17 protein-coding genes are annotated in these 18,825 nt (G+C 59.0%); 5 read left to right on the top strand and 12 right to left on the bottom strand.

Features of this window, described 5'->3' with window-relative positions:
- Positions 1–342 precede the first annotated feature (342 nt).
- Positions 343–1,401: a type IX secretion system protein PorQ gene (porQ, locus tag D3Y59_RS00080; RefSeq protein WP_119446250.1), complete on the bottom strand. Its 1,059-nt coding sequence runs from the start codon at positions 1,399–1,401 to the stop codon at positions 343–345.
- Between the two features lie 104 nt (positions 1,402–1,505).
- Complete coding sequence (lon, locus tag D3Y59_RS00075) at positions 1,506–3,968, bottom strand: endopeptidase La (protein ID WP_119446249.1); 2,463 nt, start codon at positions 3,966–3,968, stop codon at positions 1,506–1,508.
- A gap of 286 nt (positions 3,969–4,254) precedes the next feature.
- Here lon and D3Y59_RS00070 point away from each other — a divergent pair, with 286 nt between their 5' ends.
- Positions 4,255–6,255: an OmpA family protein gene (locus tag D3Y59_RS00070; RefSeq protein WP_119446248.1), complete on the top strand. Its 2,001-nt coding sequence runs from the start codon at positions 4,255–4,257 to the stop codon at positions 6,253–6,255.
- A gap of 154 nt (positions 6,256–6,409) precedes the next feature.
- Here the strand turns inward: D3Y59_RS00070 and D3Y59_RS00065 are convergent, their stop codons facing one another.
- From D3Y59_RS00065 to D3Y59_RS00040, 6 genes are all read right to left on the bottom strand, one after another.
- Complete coding sequence (locus tag D3Y59_RS00065) at positions 6,410–6,694, bottom strand: GIY-YIG nuclease family protein (protein ID WP_119443182.1); 285 nt, start codon at positions 6,692–6,694, stop codon at positions 6,410–6,412.
- Positions 6,695–6,788: 94 nt separating this feature from the next.
- Positions 6,789–7,283: a DUF6702 family protein gene (locus tag D3Y59_RS00060; protein ID WP_162910426.1), complete on the bottom strand. Its 495-nt coding sequence runs from the start codon at positions 7,281–7,283 to the stop codon at positions 6,789–6,791.
- Between the two features lie 108 nt (positions 7,284–7,391).
- The gene (gene rseP / locus D3Y59_RS00055; RefSeq protein ID WP_119443180.1) at positions 7,392–8,708 is read right to left on the bottom strand and encodes an RIP metalloprotease RseP; all 1,317 of its coding nucleotides are present in this window, start codon (positions 8,706–8,708) and stop codon (positions 7,392–7,394) included.
- Between the two features lie 8 nt (positions 8,709–8,716).
- Positions 8,717–9,133 (bottom strand): four helix bundle protein, encoded by a 417-nt coding sequence (locus tag D3Y59_RS00050; RefSeq protein ID WP_119443179.1) that lies wholly within the window; start codon positions 9,131–9,133, stop codon positions 8,717–8,719.
- 44 nt (positions 9,134–9,177) lie between these two features.
- Positions 9,178–10,344 carry a 1-deoxy-D-xylulose-5-phosphate reductoisomerase gene (locus D3Y59_RS00045; protein WP_119443178.1) on the bottom strand — a complete coding sequence of 389 codons (1,167 nt, stop codon included), beginning with the start codon at positions 10,342–10,344 and terminating at the stop codon, positions 9,178–9,180.
- Between the two features lie 55 nt (positions 10,345–10,399).
- The gene (locus tag D3Y59_RS00040; protein WP_119443177.1) at positions 10,400–10,855 is read right to left on the bottom strand and encodes a 3-oxoacyl-ACP synthase; all 456 of its coding nucleotides are present in this window, start codon (positions 10,853–10,855) and stop codon (positions 10,400–10,402) included.
- A 150-nt stretch (positions 10,856–11,005) separates the two neighbouring features.
- On the opposite strand from D3Y59_RS00040, the gene D3Y59_RS00035 reads away from it, so the two are divergent.
- Entirely contained in the window at positions 11,006–11,974 is a 969-nt protein-coding gene (locus D3Y59_RS00035; RefSeq protein ID WP_119443176.1) for a phytanoyl-CoA dioxygenase family protein, read from the top strand.
- Here the strand turns inward: D3Y59_RS00035 and D3Y59_RS00030 are convergent.
- A complete protein-coding gene (locus D3Y59_RS00030) occupies positions 11,971–12,564 on the bottom strand; it encodes a DUF3575 domain-containing protein (protein ID WP_119443175.1) in 594 nt (197 codons plus the stop codon). The two genes, D3Y59_RS00035 and D3Y59_RS00030, sit on opposite strands and share 4 nt — an antisense overlap.
- A 222-nt stretch (positions 12,565–12,786) precedes the next feature.
- Here D3Y59_RS00030 and D3Y59_RS00025 point away from each other — a divergent pair, with 222 nt between their 5' ends.
- Positions 12,787–13,809, top strand: coding sequence for a helix-turn-helix domain-containing protein (locus D3Y59_RS00025; protein ID WP_119443174.1), 1,023 nt, complete (start codon positions 12,787–12,789; stop codon positions 13,807–13,809).
- A 44-nt stretch (positions 13,810–13,853) separates the two neighbouring features.
- On the opposite strand, the gene D3Y59_RS00020 is transcribed toward D3Y59_RS00025, so the two are convergent.
- Both D3Y59_RS00020 and D3Y59_RS18095 read right to left on the bottom strand, forming a co-directional pair.
- The gene (locus D3Y59_RS00020; protein ID WP_119443173.1) at positions 13,854–15,350 is read right to left on the bottom strand and encodes a GH3 auxin-responsive promoter family protein; all 1,497 of its coding nucleotides are present in this window, start codon (positions 15,348–15,350) and stop codon (positions 13,854–13,856) included.
- 42 nt (positions 15,351–15,392) lie between these two features.
- Positions 15,393–15,821, bottom strand: coding sequence for a hypothetical protein (locus tag D3Y59_RS18095; RefSeq protein ID WP_162910424.1), 429 nt, complete (start codon positions 15,819–15,821; stop codon positions 15,393–15,395).
- A 228-nt stretch (positions 15,822–16,049) separates the two neighbouring features.
- Between D3Y59_RS18095 and D3Y59_RS00015 the strand changes: the two genes are divergently transcribed.
- Together D3Y59_RS00015 and D3Y59_RS00010 are read left to right on the top strand one after the other, a co-directional pair.
- Positions 16,050–16,475 carry an OsmC family peroxiredoxin gene (locus tag D3Y59_RS00015; protein ID WP_119443172.1) on the top strand — a complete coding sequence of 142 codons (426 nt, stop codon included), beginning with the start codon at positions 16,050–16,052 and terminating at the stop codon, positions 16,473–16,475.
- 103 nt (positions 16,476–16,578) lie between these two features.
- A complete protein-coding gene (locus D3Y59_RS00010) occupies positions 16,579–17,076 on the top strand; it encodes a hypothetical protein (protein ID WP_119443171.1) in 498 nt (165 codons plus the stop codon).
- Positions 17,077–17,250: 174 nt separating this feature from the next.
- On the opposite strand, the gene dnaA is transcribed toward D3Y59_RS00010, so the two are convergent.
- Complete coding sequence (dnaA, locus tag D3Y59_RS00005) at positions 17,251–18,825, bottom strand: chromosomal replication initiator protein DnaA (protein WP_119443170.1); 1,575 nt, start codon at positions 18,823–18,825, stop codon at positions 17,251–17,253.

The raw sequence follows: 18,825 nt of genomic DNA, 5'->3' as shown, positions 1-18,825 counted from the left end.
GACGAAGGAAGAAGCAACCGGTCCTGGGCGTGGCACGGCCGTTCGGCCAGCAGCAAGCGAAAACCACGTAGCGCGGGCTTTAGCCCGCGTTGGTGTGAACGGGTGATACCGTGAGTTTTGCTCCACCCACTTCGCTCTGGCAAACGCGGACTGAAGTCCGCGCTACACGCGCGGCATCCCTACGTCCGGAAACAGCAATTACTATCCGGGGACGTGAACTACAACCGAAGGTCGGCGTAGCCAAAGTCCGCGCTACATTTCGCTTAGTGCTAGGTGAGCGGTTGTGCTCAGCTCAGGACCGATTGCTTCGCTTTGCTCGCATTGACAGCTGGCGCAACGGTCCTACTCCTTTTTGCCGAACAACTCGTGCACGTTGCGCGACAACGTGAGGTAATTAGTGCCGCCCGATACGTGGTAAATAGCCCGCGTGTATTCGAACTGGTAGGCCCCAAGCTTCAGCAGCGCGCCAAACGAGAAACCTGCCCCGCCCGAGACATTATCAAGGCGCAGCTCGCGGCGGCGCAAGTGGTTGTAGCCCACGCGCACGTTCAGGCTTTTGCCCAAAATCAGCTCGCCACCCACCACAAAGTGCCGGGCAATTTTGTCGCCTAGGCTCTTTTTGGGTGTTTCTTGCTGCCCATCGAGGCTCTGGCGGCGTTGCTGCAAGGTGTCGAGGTAAACGATATCGAGCTGATACAGGTGGTGCGCCGTGATGGTAAAGCGCACGGGCATGTGCTCGGGCTTGATGCTGGCGCCTAGCTGCACATCAAACGGCATTGGCTCGCGGCTGCTGCCCTCGAAAGGTTTCAGCTGGTACCCTAGGTTCTTCACGGCTAAGCCAACGGTAAAGTCCTGCTCGGGATGCTTAAACACGCTGCCCACATCGGTGAGCACCGCCACCGAATGGTTGCCCGCAATGCCGGCTACCGCCAAGCGCGCCGTAGCACCCATGGTAAAGTTGCCGAAGGTGTGGGCGTTGGTGAGGCTGAGGTGGTAATCGTTGACGGAAAACTGGCCTAGGGGCGTGCCGGCCGGGTCGTACATCTCAAAGTCGCCGTAGCTCAGGTACGACAGCCCGAAGCCCCAGCGCCCAAGCCGCTCGGTGTTGCGCACGTAGGCGGCAGTGCTCTGCCTAATGTCGGCCAGGTAGTCGCCGTGGCTCAGGGCTAGGCGGCCGTCCATGTCGCTGTTGAGCAGGGCCGGGTTACCGTAGAGCATGCCGGGGTCGTTGTTGCGGCCCGATACGCTCACCCCGCCTACCCCGGCTAGGTAAGCCGTAGGTGGCAGACCTAGGGAAGCAAACGCCCGCTGCCCGCCTATTTGCGCGTACGCCTCGCTGCCCAGCAGCAAAGCGGGCAACACCAACAGAGCACCTAGGAAACGGCGTACGGGTCGAATCATCGTAGCTAAGATAGCCGGCTGGCGGCGGATGTAGCACACGCCATTAAGCAAAACGGCACCGCACTAACGTAGTGCGGCGCCGTTTGATGTAAGCCAACGCTTGGCTATTGCACCTCCACTGCATGCAGCGGAGCGGGGGCGGCGGTTTCGTCGCGCACGGTCAGCTTCATGGGGTTTGTCACTAATTCGTCGAGCAAAGCCACGCGCACCACGTCGTCCACGCGGTCGACGTGGTGAATGGTAATGCCCTTGAGGTACTCGGCCGGAATGTCCTGCAGGTCTTTGCGGTTTTTCTCGCACAGAATTACGTCGCGGATGCCGGCGCGCTTGGCGGCCAGCAACTTCTCCTTGATGCCGCCCACCGGCAGCACCTTGCCGCGCAGGGTAATTTCGCCCGTCATGGCCAAGTGCGAGCGAATTTTGCGCTGCGTGTATACCGAGGCAATGCTGGTGAAGATGGCAATACCGGCCGACGGGCCGTCTTTGGGCACGGCGCCTTCGGGGAAGTGAATGTGCAGGTCGTACTGGTCGAAAACGCGGTAGTCGATGCCCAGCTCCTCGGCGCGGCTGCGCAAGTAGCTCAGCGCCGTCACGGCCGATTCCTTCATCACGTCGCCCAGCTGGCCCGAAAGCGTGAGCTTGCCACGGCCACGGCTCAGCAGGCTCTCCACGAACAAAATGTCGCCGCCTACCGAAGTCCAGGCCAAGCCCGTTACCACGCCGGCGGTTTCGTTGTCCTGGTACAGGTCGCGGTCGAAGATAGCAGCACCTAGGATTTTACTTACATCATCGGGCTCGAGCTTGCCCGGAAAGGGCTCGTTCATGGCCTTGTGCTTGGCAATGTTGCGCGCCAACGCGCCCAGCTTGCGCTCCAGGCTGCGCACGCCCGATTCGCGGGTGTAATCGTCAATCACGCGCTGCACGGCGGCGGTGCTGATGGTTACATCCTTTTGGGTGAGGCCGTGCTCGGTTACTTGCTTGGGCCAAAGGTGCTTTTTGGCAATCTGGGTTTTCTCCTCCAGCGTGTAGCCCGTCAGGTCGATAATCTCCATCCGGTCGCGCAGGGCCGGGTGAATGGTGTCGAGCGAGTTGGCAGTAGCCACGAACAGCACACGCGAGAGGTCGTACTCTACCTCCAGGTAATTGTCGGTGAACGTCGAGTTCTGTTCCGGATCGAGCACCTCAAGCAGCGCCGCTTGGGGGTCGCCGCGGAAATCCGACGACAGCTTATCCACCTCGTCCAGAATCATCACCGGGTTGGAGGCGCCAGCTTTCTTAATCTGCGACACGATGCGGCCCGGCATGGCGCCCACGTAGGTTTTGCGGTGCCCGCGGATTTCGGCTTCGTCGCGCACGCCGCCCAACGACAGGCGCACGTATTTCCGACCTAGGGCCGTAGCAATAGAGCGACCTAGGGACGTTTTGCCCACGCCAGGAGGGCCGTACAAGCACAAAATGGGCGCGCGCAAATCCTGTTTCAGCTTCAGCACGGCCAAGTACTCCAGAATGCGCTCCTTCACCTTTTCCAGGCCGTAGTGGTCCTGGTCGAGGATTTTGCGGGTGCGCTTCAGGTTAAAGTTGTCCTTGGTGTACTCGCCCCACGGTAAATCGAGCAAGAACTCCACATAGTTCAGGCTCACCGGGTACTCGGCGGCGGCCGGGTTCATGCGGCTTAGCTTATCAAGCTCTTTCTGGAAGTGTTTGGCTACCGTTTCGGGCCACTTTTTGTCCTTTGAGCGCTGACGCAGCTTATCCAGCTCCTGGTCGGGGCCCTCGTGGCCGAGTTCGTCTTGCAACACCTTCAGCTGCTGGCGCAGGAAATAGTCGCGCTGCTGCTGGTCGATGTCGGTGTGGACCTTGCTCTGGATTTCGTGCTTAATCTCGAGCAGCTGGATTTCCTTAAGCAACAGCTCGAGCAGCTGCGTGCCGCGCTCTACAGCCTCGTTTATCTCGAGCAGGCGCTGCTTCTGGCCTACCTCAACGTTAAGGTTCGAAGACAGAAAATGAATCAGAAAGCCCGGCGACTCAATGTTGTCGAGGGCAACCTGGGCTTCCTGCGGAATTTCGGGGTTCAGCTTCAGCATCTTGGTGGCCGCTTCTTTCAGCGAGGCCATCAAGGCTTTTACTTCCTTGGTCTGGCGAGTGGGTAGCAGCTCAGGCAAGTAGTCTACCTGCGCCGTAAAGTAGGGCGTGGTTTGCACCATCTCGGCCAACCGAAAACGCTGCTGGCCCTGAATGATGATGGTGGTGTTGCCATCGGGCAGCTCCAGCAGCTTCAGGATGCGCGCCATGGTGCCTACCTGGTAGAGGTCGGTCAGCACGGGGTCTTCGGCATTGGAGTTTTTCTGGGCGATAACGCCAATCAGCTTGTCGCCTTTGTAGGCCTTGCGCACCAGCCGAATGCTCTTTTTGCGCGTAACCGTAACGGGCAGCACCACCCCCGGAAACAGCACCGTGTTGCGCACGGGCAAAATGGGCAGTTTTTCCGGCGCTTCGCCTTGCGCCGCGGGTTCCTGCTCCGAGTCGGACGATACTACCGACACCATTCCATCAGGGTCTTCGGTCATGAGCAGGAAGGAAGCTGGAAAGCGCGGATTCGAATTTTTCGACATAGAGAAGGAAACGACAGCAGCGCCAGATTGGCAGAAAAAAGCACCCACGCTGCCGTCCACTAAACGAAGATACCGCTTTGTCAAGTGCCGTGCCACGTGCGCCTAGGGCACTGCCAAGCGCCATGCCTGCACTTTACCGCCGACAAGGCGTCAGCCGGGCACTGCGTCATCAGCTAAAAGCTATATTTTTGAAGGCCGTAGCTCCCGCTTCACGTTGGGCTTTCGTGCCGACTACCTTCCTATGTTTCGTCTGATTCGCCCACTTTTTTTGCTGCTGGTGGGGTTGTGTTTTGCGGGTGTGCTTGCCGCGCAAAATAAGCCGTACCGCCAGCGCGCCCTTTCGGGCAAGGTTCGCCAGCTTCGGGTGCGTCCCGATGCCACCCCAGACTTTATCAACATCAATCGTGTTGCTTATTTCCAGGACAAAAAAGCGCTGCGCGAAATAGCCCGCGCCGAAAAGCGCAAAAGCTGGACCCCGGCGCGCAACCTGCTGGAGCAGTACGTGGCCAACTTCGGTATCCAGAACTTCAGCAAGGACAACATGATGCTCTGGCGCCTGGGGCAATTGTTTGAGCGCGCCGGCAACGAGGAAAAAGCCAAGGCCTATTACCGCTTGGCCCTGAAGCACCACCGGCAGGACGTCAGCAAAATTCAGCTGTACTACGACTCGCTGGAGCAGAAGGACGCCGACCTGTACGTGCCCCTAAAAACGTACTACGAAATTGTGGAGTACCGGAAGAACATTGCCACCTTCCGGCCGCCCAAAGGCGTGTACACCAACATGGGCCAGGGCATTAACTCGCAGGTGGAGGACTACGGCCCTAGCTACCACGACGACTCGGAGCAGCTCATCTTCTCTTCGAAGCGCAAAACGCGCGGCCTGCACAACATCGTGGACGAGGAGTTGTACATGGCCAAGCGCCAGGGCGAGTCGTGGTCGGATGCCGAGGCCCTGCCCAAGCCCATCAGCTCGCCCTACAACGAGGGTTCGGCCTGCCTTACCAAGGACGGCACCACCATGTATTTCTCGCGCTGCGAGTGCCCCACCTGCCACGGCAACTGCGACTTGTTCGTGAGCCAGTTTAAAAACGGCCAGTGGACGGTGCCGCAAAGCCTAGGTATGCAGGTGAACTCCAACGCCTGGGACTCGCAGCCTACCCTGTCGCGCACCGAGGACACCTTGTACTTCGCCTCCGACCGCCTAGGTGGTTTCGGCATGTCCGACATTTGGTTTACCCACAAGCTGAAGAACGGGCAGTGGGCCAAGGCCCAGAACATGGGCCCCATCATCAACACGCGCGAAAGCGAGGTAAGCCCCTTTTACCACCCGCTCTACAACGTACTGTACTTTTCGTCGCGCGGGCAGCTGCTGAACTTCGGCGATTTCGACATCTACAAAGCCTACCGCACCAAAGGCCGCTGGCAGGAGCCCATCAACATCGGCCCGCTCGTGAATGGCAAGGGTTCGGAGTACTACTTCACCATCGACGGCGAATCGAAGAACCTGTACTACGCCCGCTCGGAGGAGAAGAAGATGAAGAACCTCGACCTGTACTCCTTCCCGCTGCCCATGGAAGCCCAGCCGCTGGCCACCACGCGCTTCGAGGGTACGCTCGTCGATTCGGTAACGCAGAAGCCCCTCAGCGGCATTGTGAGCATCATCGATGTCGACAACGGCATTGAAGTGGCCTCGAAGTACATCCGCCCCGATGGCTCGTTTGATTTCGACCTCATCGACGGCTCGAAGTACGTGATGCTCATCCAGAGCCCCGAGTACTTTACTGTGGAGAAGCAGTTTAGCCTGAAGCAGGATACCGTAATGAAGTTGATGACCACCAGCATCGACTACAACATCCCGCTGATTTTCCGCAACATCGAGTTCGACCAAGGCAAATCCAACATCCTCCCTTCGATGCACGTCACCCTCGACCGCATCGTGGTGTTTATGGTCGACCACCCGAACCACCGCTTGCGCATTTCGGGCCACACCGATGCCAAAGGCGACCCCGACGTGAACGAGAAACTCTCGCAAGACCGCGCCGACGCCATTCGCCGCTACATCGAAACCAAAGGCAAGCTCAAACCCAACCGCATTGAGAGCCGCGGTTACGGCAGCACCGAGCCGCTTAAGGAAGAAGTAACTGAGGAGGACATGCGCATCAACCGCCGCGTGGAGTTCCGCCTGATCAAGCCCGAATCGGAGCAGAAACCCGCCGACAAGGATGCCGGCGGCTGGAACTAGCCACCCCCTAGGTCGGCCAGAAAAAGTCGCGGGCCCGGAGCTGTATCAGCTCCGGGCCCGCGACTTTTTTCAATAACCAGCTGTCATTGCGAGGACGAAGCAATCGGTCCTGGGCAGGGCACAACCCTTCAGCCAGCACTAAGCGAAAACCCACCTAGGGCAGTAACTCATCCCAGTTCGGGTTCAGGCTGGCCACAGCGTCCAGCTTCTTCTGCCGCGAGCCGCTTTTGAACTGCTTTTCGCGCGCAATAGCTGCGTTGATGTCTGTGTACTCTTCGAAGTAGATGAGCTTGGTTACGTTGTAGCGCTTCGTGAAGCCTTGGTGCACACCGGAGCGATGCTCAGTCACACGGCGCCCTAGGTCGTTGGTAACGCCGACGTAGAGCACCATGTGGTTCTGGTTTGTGAGGATGTAAACAAAGTAGCGATGGTGGCGCATATCCGGTTTACGGTTGCTGCTGAAGGAGCGGTAGCGCCCAGCTCAGGACCGATTGCTTCGTCCTTCGTCCTCGCAATGACAGCCAAGGGAACGGCTACCAGCTTATGCGCTGCGTGTCGTTGCCGCTGCGGAACAGGGCACTTAGCTTTTTGCCGTTGGCCTCCAGGTTCACAATGTTCATTTGGTCGGAGAACTGCTCCATCAGCAGGCGGTGGCTCAGGTTGATGCCTTGCGTGCGTTTGTTCAGCTTCACGCTGAAGTATATCCAGTGGGCGTCTTTTTCGCGCTCCATGCCTAGGTAGTTCAGGGGCAGTGCTTCGCCGGGCTTGGTACCCACGGCAATGCTGCGCCGTAGGTAGTTGCTGATTAAGGGCGTGAGCTGGGCAGCGGGGGTTTCAAGCAGGCGCACGGGGCGGGCCGCACCTTGCGACAGGGCCGTTTCCATATCGTCGGTAAATACCTTAAGGGCTACTTCGAGCTGCTGCGTTTTGGGATTCAGCTTGGCCTCCATGATGCTGGCGTGGTACGGGTGGGCCCACGCCGCAAGGGCTACCAGCAATGCACCCAGGAAAGCAACGAAACGACGCATGAGTAAGGAAGACTAGATGAATTATGGACTCAACAACCGCCAAGAAAAAGTAATGCCATCTTGCGGAGAAGATGGCATTACGGCAGTTGCGAGTAGTTTACCTAGGGGCTACAGCACGTACTTGATGAACGGGTTGATGATGAGCACGAAGGCCATCAGCGAGAGCAGCAGCACCATGCCTACCTTCTGGGCGTTTTCCAAAAACTTGTCGGAAGGCTTGCGGCCCGATAGCATTTCGTAGGTCAGGAACATCACGTGGCCGCCGTCGAGCGCCGGGATGGGCAGCAGGTTCATGAACGCCAGCACCATCGAGAGCATGCCCGTCAGGGTCCAGAACTTCAGCCAATCGAAACGGCCGCCGTACTGCTGCGCAATTTCGATGGGACCACCTAGGGATTTGCTTACCGAAGCCTCGCCGCGGAAGATTTTGCCAAAAGCCTTGACCTGCGCTGCTACAATACCGAAAGCTTGCTTGGTACCGGCCGGAACGGCCTCGGCTAAGCTATAATCGCGGGTGCTGTACTTCAGCAACGATTTAGGCCGGAAACCTACCTTGCCTTCTTCGTCCACGTTCAGCGTCAGCGTAAGGGTTTGGTCGCCGCGCGCTACCACTACCGGCGTGGCTTTGCCGGCGTTAACTTTCAGCGCCGCTTGCAGCTCCGGGAAAAACTCGATGTTGGCGCTGCCCACGCGCACGATGCGGTCGTTGGGTTGCAGGCCGCCTTTGGAGGCCGGGCCGCCGGGCACTACCTCGTCCACCACAAAGGGGTCGAGCGGCTGCACGAACAAGGCCTGGTCCTGGTCGGCCATCTTGTCCATAAAGTCCTGGGGCACCGGAATGTCGATGAGCTGGCCTGCGCGCTCCACGGTGTAGTAGCTGCCGTTGCCGAGCACCACGTCCACATCGTACACGTCGTTGAACTGCTCGAACGGGCGGCCGTTGATTTTCACGATACGGTCGCCGGGCCGGAAGCCAATTTGCTTGCCCAGCTCGTTGGGCACCACGCCAAAGCGCTGCGCCTCCGTAGCGGGCAGGTAGCTTTCGCCGTACTTGTAGGTGAGCAGCGTGAAGATGAGAATACCCGTCAGCACGTTTACAATAATGCCGCCGAGCATCACAATGAGGCGCTGCCAAGCCGGCTTGGCCCGGAACTCGTAGGGCTTGGGCTCTTGGCTAAGGCTCTCGGTATCGAGCGACTCGTCCACCATGCCGGTGATTTTCACGAAGCCACCTAGGGGCACCGCACCAATCATGTACTCGGTTTCGCCAATGGTTTTGCCAAAGATTTTGGGCGGAAAGCCGATGGAGAATTTCTCCACGCGCATTCCAAACCATTTGGCCGTCAGCATGTGCCCTGCTTCGTGCACGCCCACCAAAATGGTGAGCCCCAGCAGCAGCTGGCCAGCCATTACCAGAATATCCATTCGTTGCTTTAGTTGTCAGTTTTTAGTTGTCCGTTGTCAGGCAGGGTTGTTCCCGACGAAGGTGAGAGGTTTCGGTAGTAGCGAATGAAGCCTTGTAGCAGTTTTCGGCAGTCGTTGAGGTTGGCAAGCACCGCCTGCAGTTGCTCGGCTGAGAGGTATTGCTGATCAGCTGCCAAATAACATTGTGTTTCGAGTTCGAACAACGAACCGCGAGCCACAAACAAGAATTGGATTGTGTCGCGCTGGTGCTGGCGTCCGCAGCCTTCCGCAATGTTCGAGGGAATGGATACCGCCGCACGCCGCATCTGGTTTGTCAGCCCCAACATCTCTTCACGGGGAAAACCGCGCGTCAGGTCGTAAATCTGCCCCACCAACGCCCGGCACCGTTGCCATACCTGCAGTTCGGTATACGGACGCTCTAGCATGACATTGCTTACTGACAACTAACAACCAACAACTGACAACTAATTCACTTCACCAACTCCGAAGCCACCCGCCGAGTTTCGGCGTCGGTGTGCACGTAGTCGTCGAGCGAAGGTTCGGCAAGGTACGAAACGCGGGCGAGGCAGTTTTCTACCACATCGGGCAATTGCAGAAAGCCGATCTGGTCGCGCAGGAACGCGGCTACGGCTACCTCGTTGGCGGCGTTGAGTACGCACGGCGCGTTGCCGCCCCGGCGCATGGCCTCAAACGCCAGCGGCAGGTTGCGGAAGGTGTCGCCATCGGGCCGCTCGAAGGTGAGCTGTGGGTAATCCAGGAAGCTGAACCGAGGAAAATTGTTGGGCAGGCGCTCGGGGTAACCCAGGGCGTACTGAATGGGCAGCTTCATATCGGGTAGCCCGAGCTGCGCCTTCAGCGAGCCATCCGTGAACTGCACCAGCGAGTGAATGATGCTTTGCGGGTGTACTACCACTTCAATCTGCTCGTCGGTCAGCCCAAAAAGCCATTTGGCTTCTATCACCTCCAAGCCTTTGTTCATCAGGGAAGCCGAGTCGATGGTGATTTTGGCGCCCATGTCCCAGTTGGGGTGCTTCAGGGCCTGGGCCTTGGTTACGGTAGCCAGTTCCTGCGCCGAGCGGCCCCGGAAAGGCCCACCCGAAGCCGTGAGGATGATTTTCTCAACCGAATTAGGCTCCTCCCCTACCAGGCATTGAAAAATGGCCGAGTGCTCCGAGTCGACGGGGTAAATGGCCGAGCCGGACTGCCGGGCCAGGCGCGTAACCAGCTGCCCGGCCACCACCAGGGTTTCCTTGTTGGCCAGGGCGATGGTTTTGCCGGCTTTAAGGGCCGCTATGGTGGGCAGCAAGCCAGCGTAGCCCACAAGCGCCGTAAGCACCACATCCACATCGGGACGGGCGGCGGCTTCGGCCAAGGCATCGAGCCCGGTCATTACCTGGGTTTCGGGCTGATCAGTCAAGGCCTCGCGCACCGTGGCGTACTGGGCTTCGTCGCCAATTACCACTACCGCGGGCCGAAATTCGCGCGCTTGCGCCACCAGCAAGTCGGCATTGCGCTGGGCGGTGAGAGCTACTACCAAGAAGCGCCCCGGGTGGGCCCGCACGACATCGAGCGTTTGGGTGCCGATGGAACCGGTAGAACCTAGGAGGGCAAGAGAACGGGGCTGATACGAAGACATGCTAGCGAGAATGCCTGCAACTGCGGGCGGCACTGGTAAGCAAAGGTACTTGTCTTTACACCACAGCCTCGATTCGGATCTGCTTTCCGTTGAAAGTAGCCTGCTCGCCCGCGCGCTTGCCGCTTAAAGCTGCCGCAATGGGCGCCGCGGCCGATACCGCGAAATATTCAGCCCCATCAATGGCGAGCTTGCCGGCGCTGATGCCGACGTAAAACTGCCCTATGTTAGTGCGCACCAAGGCACCCGGCCACACTGCATCACATGGCTTCTCCGGATCGATGCGTTCCAACTCGGCCAGTAGCTTCTTGGCTTCGTGCAGTTGCACGGCGTTACGGTCGCGCTCGTTCTGGGCCATGGCCCGGCCGGTTTCGTACTTGTCGCCGGCGCTGCTCTTGGTTTCGCTGTTGGCCGACTCCTGCGCGGCCTGAATGGCCGCTTGGCAAGTATCGATGCGCTGCTGCACGTAGGTTTGGCAGGCGGTGTATAAGGAGCGTTTATTGAATGTAGCCACGGCAAAAGCGAAAGACCCGGTACTGAAAGCCTTCTGCGCAAAAGAACACAATCCCGGCAGGAAACCCGCTTTACGGTTTGTTGCTTGCCCTAGGTTGCGGCGTACTCTGGGGTTTTCGGTACCTTCGAAACTGGCAATTGCGGCTTCTCCATGCTCGATTTCTTACGCCACAAGCTTCGTTCCCTGAAGCTAACGTACACGGTCTACAACTTTCTGCACCAGCGCAAACTGCGCCACAACGAGCAGTTGTACCGCCGCTACGGCTTGCGCAAGCGCGTGTACCAATCGGTGTCTTCCGACGACTTCAAAGCCCTAGGTGCCGGCGAGCCGCCGCGCTTCGATGTGCACGACAGCCGCCTCGCAGCCAGCAACTACCCGGAGTTTAAGCAGTTTTCGCCAGCTACTCAGGAGGGTATTCGGTTGTGGTCGGAGCGCGGCTACATGGTGCTGCGTGGATTTTTCAGCCCCGATGAAGTGGCCACCATCAACGGCGAAATTGAGCGGCTGATTGGGCAAGGCGAAGCCAACTGGCGCTACAGCCACGTCAAAATCATGTTCGCCATTCACCAATCGGAGGCAATTCGGCGCATCGTGGCCAAGCCCGAGCTGCACGCGGTACTCGGCTTTCTGCTGGGCAAGCCCGTGACGCATCCGTTCCAGAGCATCAACTTCATCCAGGGCAGCCAGCAGCGCGCCCACTCCGATACCATCCACATGACCACCTACCCCCTGGGTTACATGGTGGCTGCCTGGATTGCCCTGGAGAACATCGACGCCAGCAACGGGCCGGTGTTTTACTACCCCGGCAGTCACCGCCTGCCCTACGTGCTCAACAACGACTACCCGCACGGCAACACGCATTTCACCATCGGCGAATCGGCCTACAAAGCCTACGAAAACGCCATCGAGGCCGTGGTGCAGCAAAACCAGCTACGCCCCGAGGAGTTTCATGCCCAAGCCGGCGACGTGCTGTTGTGGCACGCCAACCTGCTGCACGGCGGCATGCCCATCCAAGCTGCCCATCGCACGCGCCAAAGCATGGTGCTGCACTACTTCGCCGACGACGTGATTTGCTACCACGAAATCACGCAGCGGCCGGCCTTGCGCGAGCAGCCCTAAAACGCGTAGCCCACGGCCAGGCCCAGGCGTGGCTCGGCGCCGTCGTGGGTTTGGGCGGTGTAAAACTCGTGGTTGGTAAAGCCCGGCGTGGTTACGTTGCTGAAGGCCGTGTTGAAACCCAGGCCCACAAACGGATCGAGCCGGAGGTGTTTGGTTATGCGCACTTGATAGCCAGTGGTTAAGCCCAGTCCAAAGGCGTTGATGGTGCCGTCGATGGGCCGACCGGGCAGGGTTTGGTCTTCGGGGCGAGTTGGAAACATTGATTGCTTGATGTCCTCGTGCGCCCGGAAGTGCTGGTAACGCGCATACAGCCCTAGGTAAAAACCTTGCAAAGCGGTGCCGGAGGGATAGAACCGCACTTCGGGCGTAATGCCAAAACCCGACAGCTCCCGGTCGCTGAACATCTGGCCGGTGCTGTGGGTGTAAAACACGCCCAGCTGCACGCTGACTGCTGGATGCACTTGCCGCTCGGCCAGCACCGAAGCCGTGCGGTACAGCAGGCTTACGGTGTTGAGCTTCGCAACTGTCTTCTGCGCGTGCCCTAGGTGGGCGCTCAACAGCGCGGCGAGGCAGAGTAGCAATTTCTTCATAACATGGTTTGGGCTAGGTGAAACGCAGCACTGCCCAAAGCTAGAGCACTGGCCACCTGCCGCCCAACGGCCTTGCCGAGCTCTGCGGCTCCGCCACTTGCAGAAATTGCAACTGCCCGCCTCAACGCCCGCAGAGTTTGCCGCAAGCGGTATTTATTGCAACTTCGGCGGCCTGCCAACTCAGATTTTGCAAGTATTACCTAGGGCAGCCGTTCGCGTTTTATGGGGTTATCCATTAAGTCTGTTCCTGCGCTGCCGGCCCAAACCGCTTTTTTTGCCCGACTGCGGGGGCACTTGCCCGCGCATTTGTCGCTGGTTGATGAAGTAGCCGATGTGCTGCAGCTCAGCACCGATAGCACCTACCGCCGCCTGCGCGGCGAAACCGCCTTATCACTCGACGAGGCCACGCGCCTGGCCCAGCACTTCCAGCTGCCGCTTACCGATTTGCTGACCAGTCCGAGCGAGTCGGTCACGTTTCAGCGCATGAGCATCAACGCCCAGCCCGGCGGCATCAGTGATTACCTGCGCTACACGGCAAGCTACTTCGGCCAAGCGGCCGCGGCCAATGCGCACATCAGCTACGCCGCCAAGGATATTCCGGCCATTTACCACTTTCTTTTTCCGGAGCTGGCCCGGTTTAAGGTGTTTTTCTGGCTGAAAACCATCAAAACCGTTGAGGCCTTCAGCAACTTGCGCTACGCCGCCCAGCACATCCCCAACGAGGTAATAGCCGCGGGAGCCGCCGCCGCCGAGCAATACTTGCGCATGCCCACGGTCGAAATTTGGAACGACGAAACGGTAAACAGCACCCTGCGCCAAATCGAGTACTACCACGACGCCGGCCTCTACGAGCAACCCGCCGACGTGCCGCGCTTGCTCGATACCCTAGAGGCGCTAGTCCAGCACATTCAGCGGCAAGCCATTGCGGGCCGCACGCTGCGCCACAATCTAGAGGTAGCGCCTTACCAACTCTACTTCAACGAAATCCTGCTGCTCGACAACACCATCCTGACCGCCGCCGAGGGCCACGACCGCGTGCTGGTGAGCTACAACGGCATGGATTACCTGCACACCACCGATGCCTCTTTCTGCACCGAGGTAAAACAGTGGATGCGCGTTCAAACGGAGAAATCAACGCTCATCAGTCAGGTGTCGGAGAAAGAGCGCAACCGCTTTTTCAACAAAATTTACGCCCGCATAGAGGAGCAGCGCCGCAAGCTTCGGCAAGGTCATCGAGCACCGTAGCAACACTAAGTCGTACGCGCAAAGATGAGTCAGGCTGAACTCGGCTACCCAACTGCTTGTAACCCTTCGGCCAGCTTCCGGTCGTTGCTCAACCTAGGTACTTTGTTCTGTCCGCCTAGTTTGCCCTGGCTTTTCATGTAGCGCTGGAAAGCGCCAGCCGGCAGCGGCGTGAGCAGCAACGGCGCCAGAATATTGCCCGCGAGCAGGTCGTCGTAGTACACGTTGCGGCGGCGCAGACCCGCATCCAATGCGGCGGCAAAGGCGCCTAGGTCGTGGGGCGGGCGGGCAAACTCAACCAGCCACTCGTGGCGCGAGGGTTCGGCTTTGTTTTCGCTCACGCGCGGGGCCACGGTAAACTCCGTCACCTCCACCTCCGCGAACTGCTGCAGCGCCTCGCGCAAGGTTTGCTCCACCTCCTCGCCAATCACGTGCTCGCCGAAGGCCGACAAGAAGTGCTTGATGCGGCCCGATACCACCACGCGGTGCGGGCGCAAGCTGGTAAAGCGTACCGTGTCGCCCACGGAGTAGCCCCACAGGCCGGCGTTGGAGCTTACCACCAAGGCGTAGTTCTTGTCCAGCTCTACGTCGGCCAGCGTCAGGCGCGGCGGGTTGGGCTCGAAGAACCGCTCGGCCGGAATAAATTCGAAGTAGATACCCGCGTTGGCCAGCAGCAGCATGCCGGGGTTACCGGGCTCGTCCTGAAAAGCAAAGAAGCCTTCGGAGGCCGGAAACAGCTCCAGCGTATCTACCGAGCGGCCGATGCTTTCGAGCAGCTTGCGGCGGTAGGGCTCGAAGTTGACGCCGCCGTACACGAACAGCTGGAACTCGGGGAATACCTCGCCTACCAGCTTGCCCGTGCGTGCGGTAAGCCGATCGAAATACATCTGCACCCACGGCGGGATGCCCGAAATCAGCGTCATCGGCTGACCTAGGGTTTCGTCCACAATGCGGTCGAGCTTATGCTCCCAATCCTCAATGCAGTTGGTGGCGTAGCTCGGCAGCTGGTTGCGGCGCAGGTAAGCCGGCACGTGGTGGTTGCTGATGCCCGACAAACGCCCCGTCGGGATGCCGCCTACCTCTTCTAGCTCGGGCGAGCCTGAGAGGAAGATGAGCTTGCCATCCAGAAACTGCGGCTTGCCCGTGCGGTGCACGTAGTGTAGCAGAGCATCCTTGGCCCCGTTGATGTGGTTGCCGATGCTGTCTTGGCTGATGGGGATGTACTTAGTGCCGGAGGTAGTGCCCGATGTTTTAGCCAGGTACAGCGGCTTGCCCGGCCAGAGCACGTCCCGCTCCCCTTCCTTCACCCGGTTGAAGTACGCACCTAGGGCCTCGTAGTCGCGCACTGGCACGTGCGCCTGAAAGTCCTGCACCGAGCGCACATCGGCTAGGCCGTGGTCGTGGCCGAAAGCCGTGGCGGTGCCTTGCTGCAGCAGGTTCTGCAGAATGCGCTGCTGGGCCACCTCGGGCTGGTGCGCCCATTTCTGGTACTGGCTAACGGTGTAGGCGGCGAGCGGGCGGCTCAGGAAGGACTTCAGGCCCATGCGGAAGAACTTGAGGAAAAGGCGGGGCGGTAAATGTAGCGGCTATTGCGGTACGCGCTGCCAGCCCGTTGTGTCGAAAGTGGCCGTATCTACGGGTTCGACGCGCTGCCACAACGCCAGCACAGGAGTGAGCTTTACAACCCGTTCTTCTTGGTTGATCGTGGGCCAATCTTCCAAATACTGCGCGGCAATTCGCGCTTCTGGATTGGTAGCATGCCGATATACAACCTGCCGGTCTCTCCACCTTTCTTCATTATCAAAGGCTGATAACGCTAGGGCTACTAACAGCCACGGCATGCTGATTATTACGCTTATTATTCGCACGACAGACCATTGCCGCTCACTTAGTACTGGCTTGATATGCAGGAGCACAGCGCCAGGCCAAACAATAAAGAATAACAGGTTTTTAAGTTTATTGAACACTTTGAGTAAGCCATCATGCGTGGTTTCAAGAGGCACGTAATCGAACAATTAGTCGATTAGAAACAAAGCCAAACCCAACCATCCCAAACAGATAAATGCCTTACGTAAGTCAACTGTCAGATTGATAAAGCCAATTGTTTTTCTCGTTGCATCCATAATGTTGACGAATAATACGGCGCGAATACGATGACTACATTGCTTTCCTAAACTTCCGCATTGTTCTGTTGGTATTAAAACCGCATCAGCTCATTCTCCCACACCCCTATCCCAAATACCATGATCAACCAACGCGGTACGGCCGTCTGGAACGGCGACATCAAAGGCAGCGGCGAAATCACGACGCAAAGCGGCACGGTTCAGGTCCCCTATTCGGTAGGCGCCCGGTTTGAGGGCCAGAAGGGCACCAACCCCGAGGAGCTGATTGGAGCCGCCCACGCCTCCTGCTACACCATGTACCTGGTGAGCTTGCTTACCCGCGAAGGTTACTCGCCCACACAGGTGCGCACCGAGTCGAAGGTGACGCTCGACCCGGGCAACATGTCGCCCAAAGTGGTAAAGATTGCCGTCACTACTTCTGGCCAGGTACCGAACCTCAGCGCCGAGGATTTCCAGCGATACGCCGAAGACGCCAAGCAAAACTGCCCCATTTCGCAGCTGCTCTCGGCCGTACCCGAAATGACTTTGGAGGCTAAGCTGAAGTGAACAGCCACCCGGGGCCGCACGCCGCGGCGTTGCGGCTCCGGGTGCTTAAATCCGCACCCAACGGTTTTGTATTAGTTTTGCCGGCTGAATCTCTCCCCTGCCTATGCCGTCATCCTATACCCGCATTGGTCTGCAGCCGGCCAACACCTCCCGCGTCCCGTTTTTCGGGCAGTTTGTGTTCGGTTTGGTAGCGGTAGCCTACCCTTTGCTTTCCATCCTCGGCGACCCAAACCGCACGCCCGGCGTGCTGCGCTACCTCGACTGGATGTTCCTAGGTCTGGCGGTGGTGTTCCTGCTCTATATCTCGGTGCAGAACCTGCCGCTGTTCGGCACCCAAACCTACCTCGAAATCACGCCCGATTACCTGGTGCATAAGTCTGGCCTGTTTGCCCCCAAGCAGCCTTTTGCCGCCAAAGAAATGCGGGCCCTCGACCTAGAGCCCAACCAGCTGCTGCTCCGCCTGCACGATGGTACCAGCTACGCCCTCAATTTGCGCCAAGTGCGCGGCCGCCAGCGGCGGCAAAACCTGCGCGGCATGCTCAGCAACTTTGCCCAGCGCAACGGCCTTGAGCTGCGCGAGCGTTCGGCTTCCGAGCTGTAAGCCCTAGGTGCTCTGAAATGCAAAAGCCCGCATTGCTGCGGGCTTTTTTATGTAGCGTGGGCTTTAGCCCGCGTTTAGCAGAACGATTGGTACCGCGCGGAGCTGCCCAGACGAATATGTTCTGGCAAACGCGGGCTGAACCGCAGGAAGGCGTGGCCAAGCCCGCGCTACAGGCTACTTGCTTGTAAATTTCTTGCGCAGCTCCTGAATGGTTGTCCGGAAGGTTTTGTCCGAGTCAATCAGGTCCGACACGGTTTGCACCGAGTGAATTACAGTGCTATGGTCGCGGCCGCCGAAGTGGTAACCAATGCTCTTGAGCGAGTGGTTGGTGTGCTCCTTGGCGAAGTACATCGCCACCTGGCGGGCGGTAACTACTTCCTTTTTGCGGGTTTTGGCCTTTAGCAAGTCCACCGCAATGCCGAAGTGTTCGGCCACGGTCTTCTGGATGAAGTCGAGGTTTACCTCCGCCTCCACATCCTCGATGATGTGGCGCAGGGCCTGCTTGGCCATTTCCAGGTCAATTTCGCGGCGCGTCAGCGAGGACTGCGCAATCAGCGAAATCAGCACGCCTTCCAGCTCGCGCACGTTGGTTTCCACGGAGTACGCGAGGTACTCCACTACCTGCGGCGGAATGTCGATGCCGTCGGCCTGCATCTTGTTCATGATGATGGCCACGCGCGTCTCAAAGTCAGGGCTTTGCAGATCGGCGGTAAGGCCCCACTTAAACCGCGACAACAAACGCTCCTCAAACCCCTTCAGCTCGCGCGGCGGCACATCGGAGGTCATGATAACCTGTTTGCCGGCCTGGTGCAGGTGGTTGAAGATGTGGAAGAACATTTCCTGGGTGCGGTCTTTACCGGCCAGGAACTGCACGTCGTCCAGAATCAGGATGTCCACCAGCAGGTAAAAGTTACCGAAATCCTGCACCGAGTTGGTTTTCAGGCTTTCAATAAACTGGTTGGTAAACTTCTCGGCCGACACGTACAGCACGAACTTGTTGCCCGAATGCTCCTTGATGTGGTTGCCGATGGCCTGCACCAAGTGCGTTTTACCTAGGCCCACGCCGCCGTAAATCATCAGCGGGTTGAAGGAGGTGGTGCCCGGCTTGTTGGCCACGGCCCAGCCCGCCGAGCGCGCCAACCGGTTGCACGAGCCCTCGATGTAGTTCGTGAACGTGTAGTTCTGGTTCAGCTGGGAGTCGAGGTAGCTGCGGTCCGACACGGCGCGCACCTCAAAGGGGTTGCGCAACGGTGGCGGCGGTGCCACGGCAGCCGCGGCTACGGCAGCAGCGGCGGCCGGCGGCGTTTGGCGCTTGGGGTACGCGGCACTGTTGGCACCGGCAAAGTTTTGCTGCCCGGCCTGCGCACCACTGGGTTGCTGCGGCGCCATGGGGCGCACCTGCGCTGCCATGGGCGTGTGCGTGGGCGGCCGGTGAGGCGCTCCGCCGCGGGTAGCGGGCAAGTTTACCGTACGCGGGCGGGCCTGCTCGTTGCCTTGGTCGACCACGATGGAGTACTCCAGTTGGCCTTCGGCGCCGAGTTCCTGCACAATGGCCTTCTTGAGCACGTCAACATAGTGCTCCTCCAACCATTCGTAAAAGAATTGGCTAGGAACCTGAATAATGAGCAGGTTCTTCTGCAGGCCTACCGGTACAATGGGTTCAAACCATGTACGGAAGCTCTGCTCTCCGACACTGCTCCGGATGACGCGCAGGCAATTGGCCCAAACGGTACGGCAATCCTTCTGCAT

Source organism: Hymenobacter oligotrophus (genome assembly GCF_003574965.1).
In the GTDB taxonomy this organism is placed as follows: domain Bacteria; phylum Bacteroidota; class Bacteroidia; order Cytophagales; family Hymenobacteraceae; genus Solirubrum; species Solirubrum oligotrophum.
The sequence above is the reverse complement of the archived record's forward strand: the minus strand, read 5'-3'. Positions and strand labels throughout refer to the sequence as shown.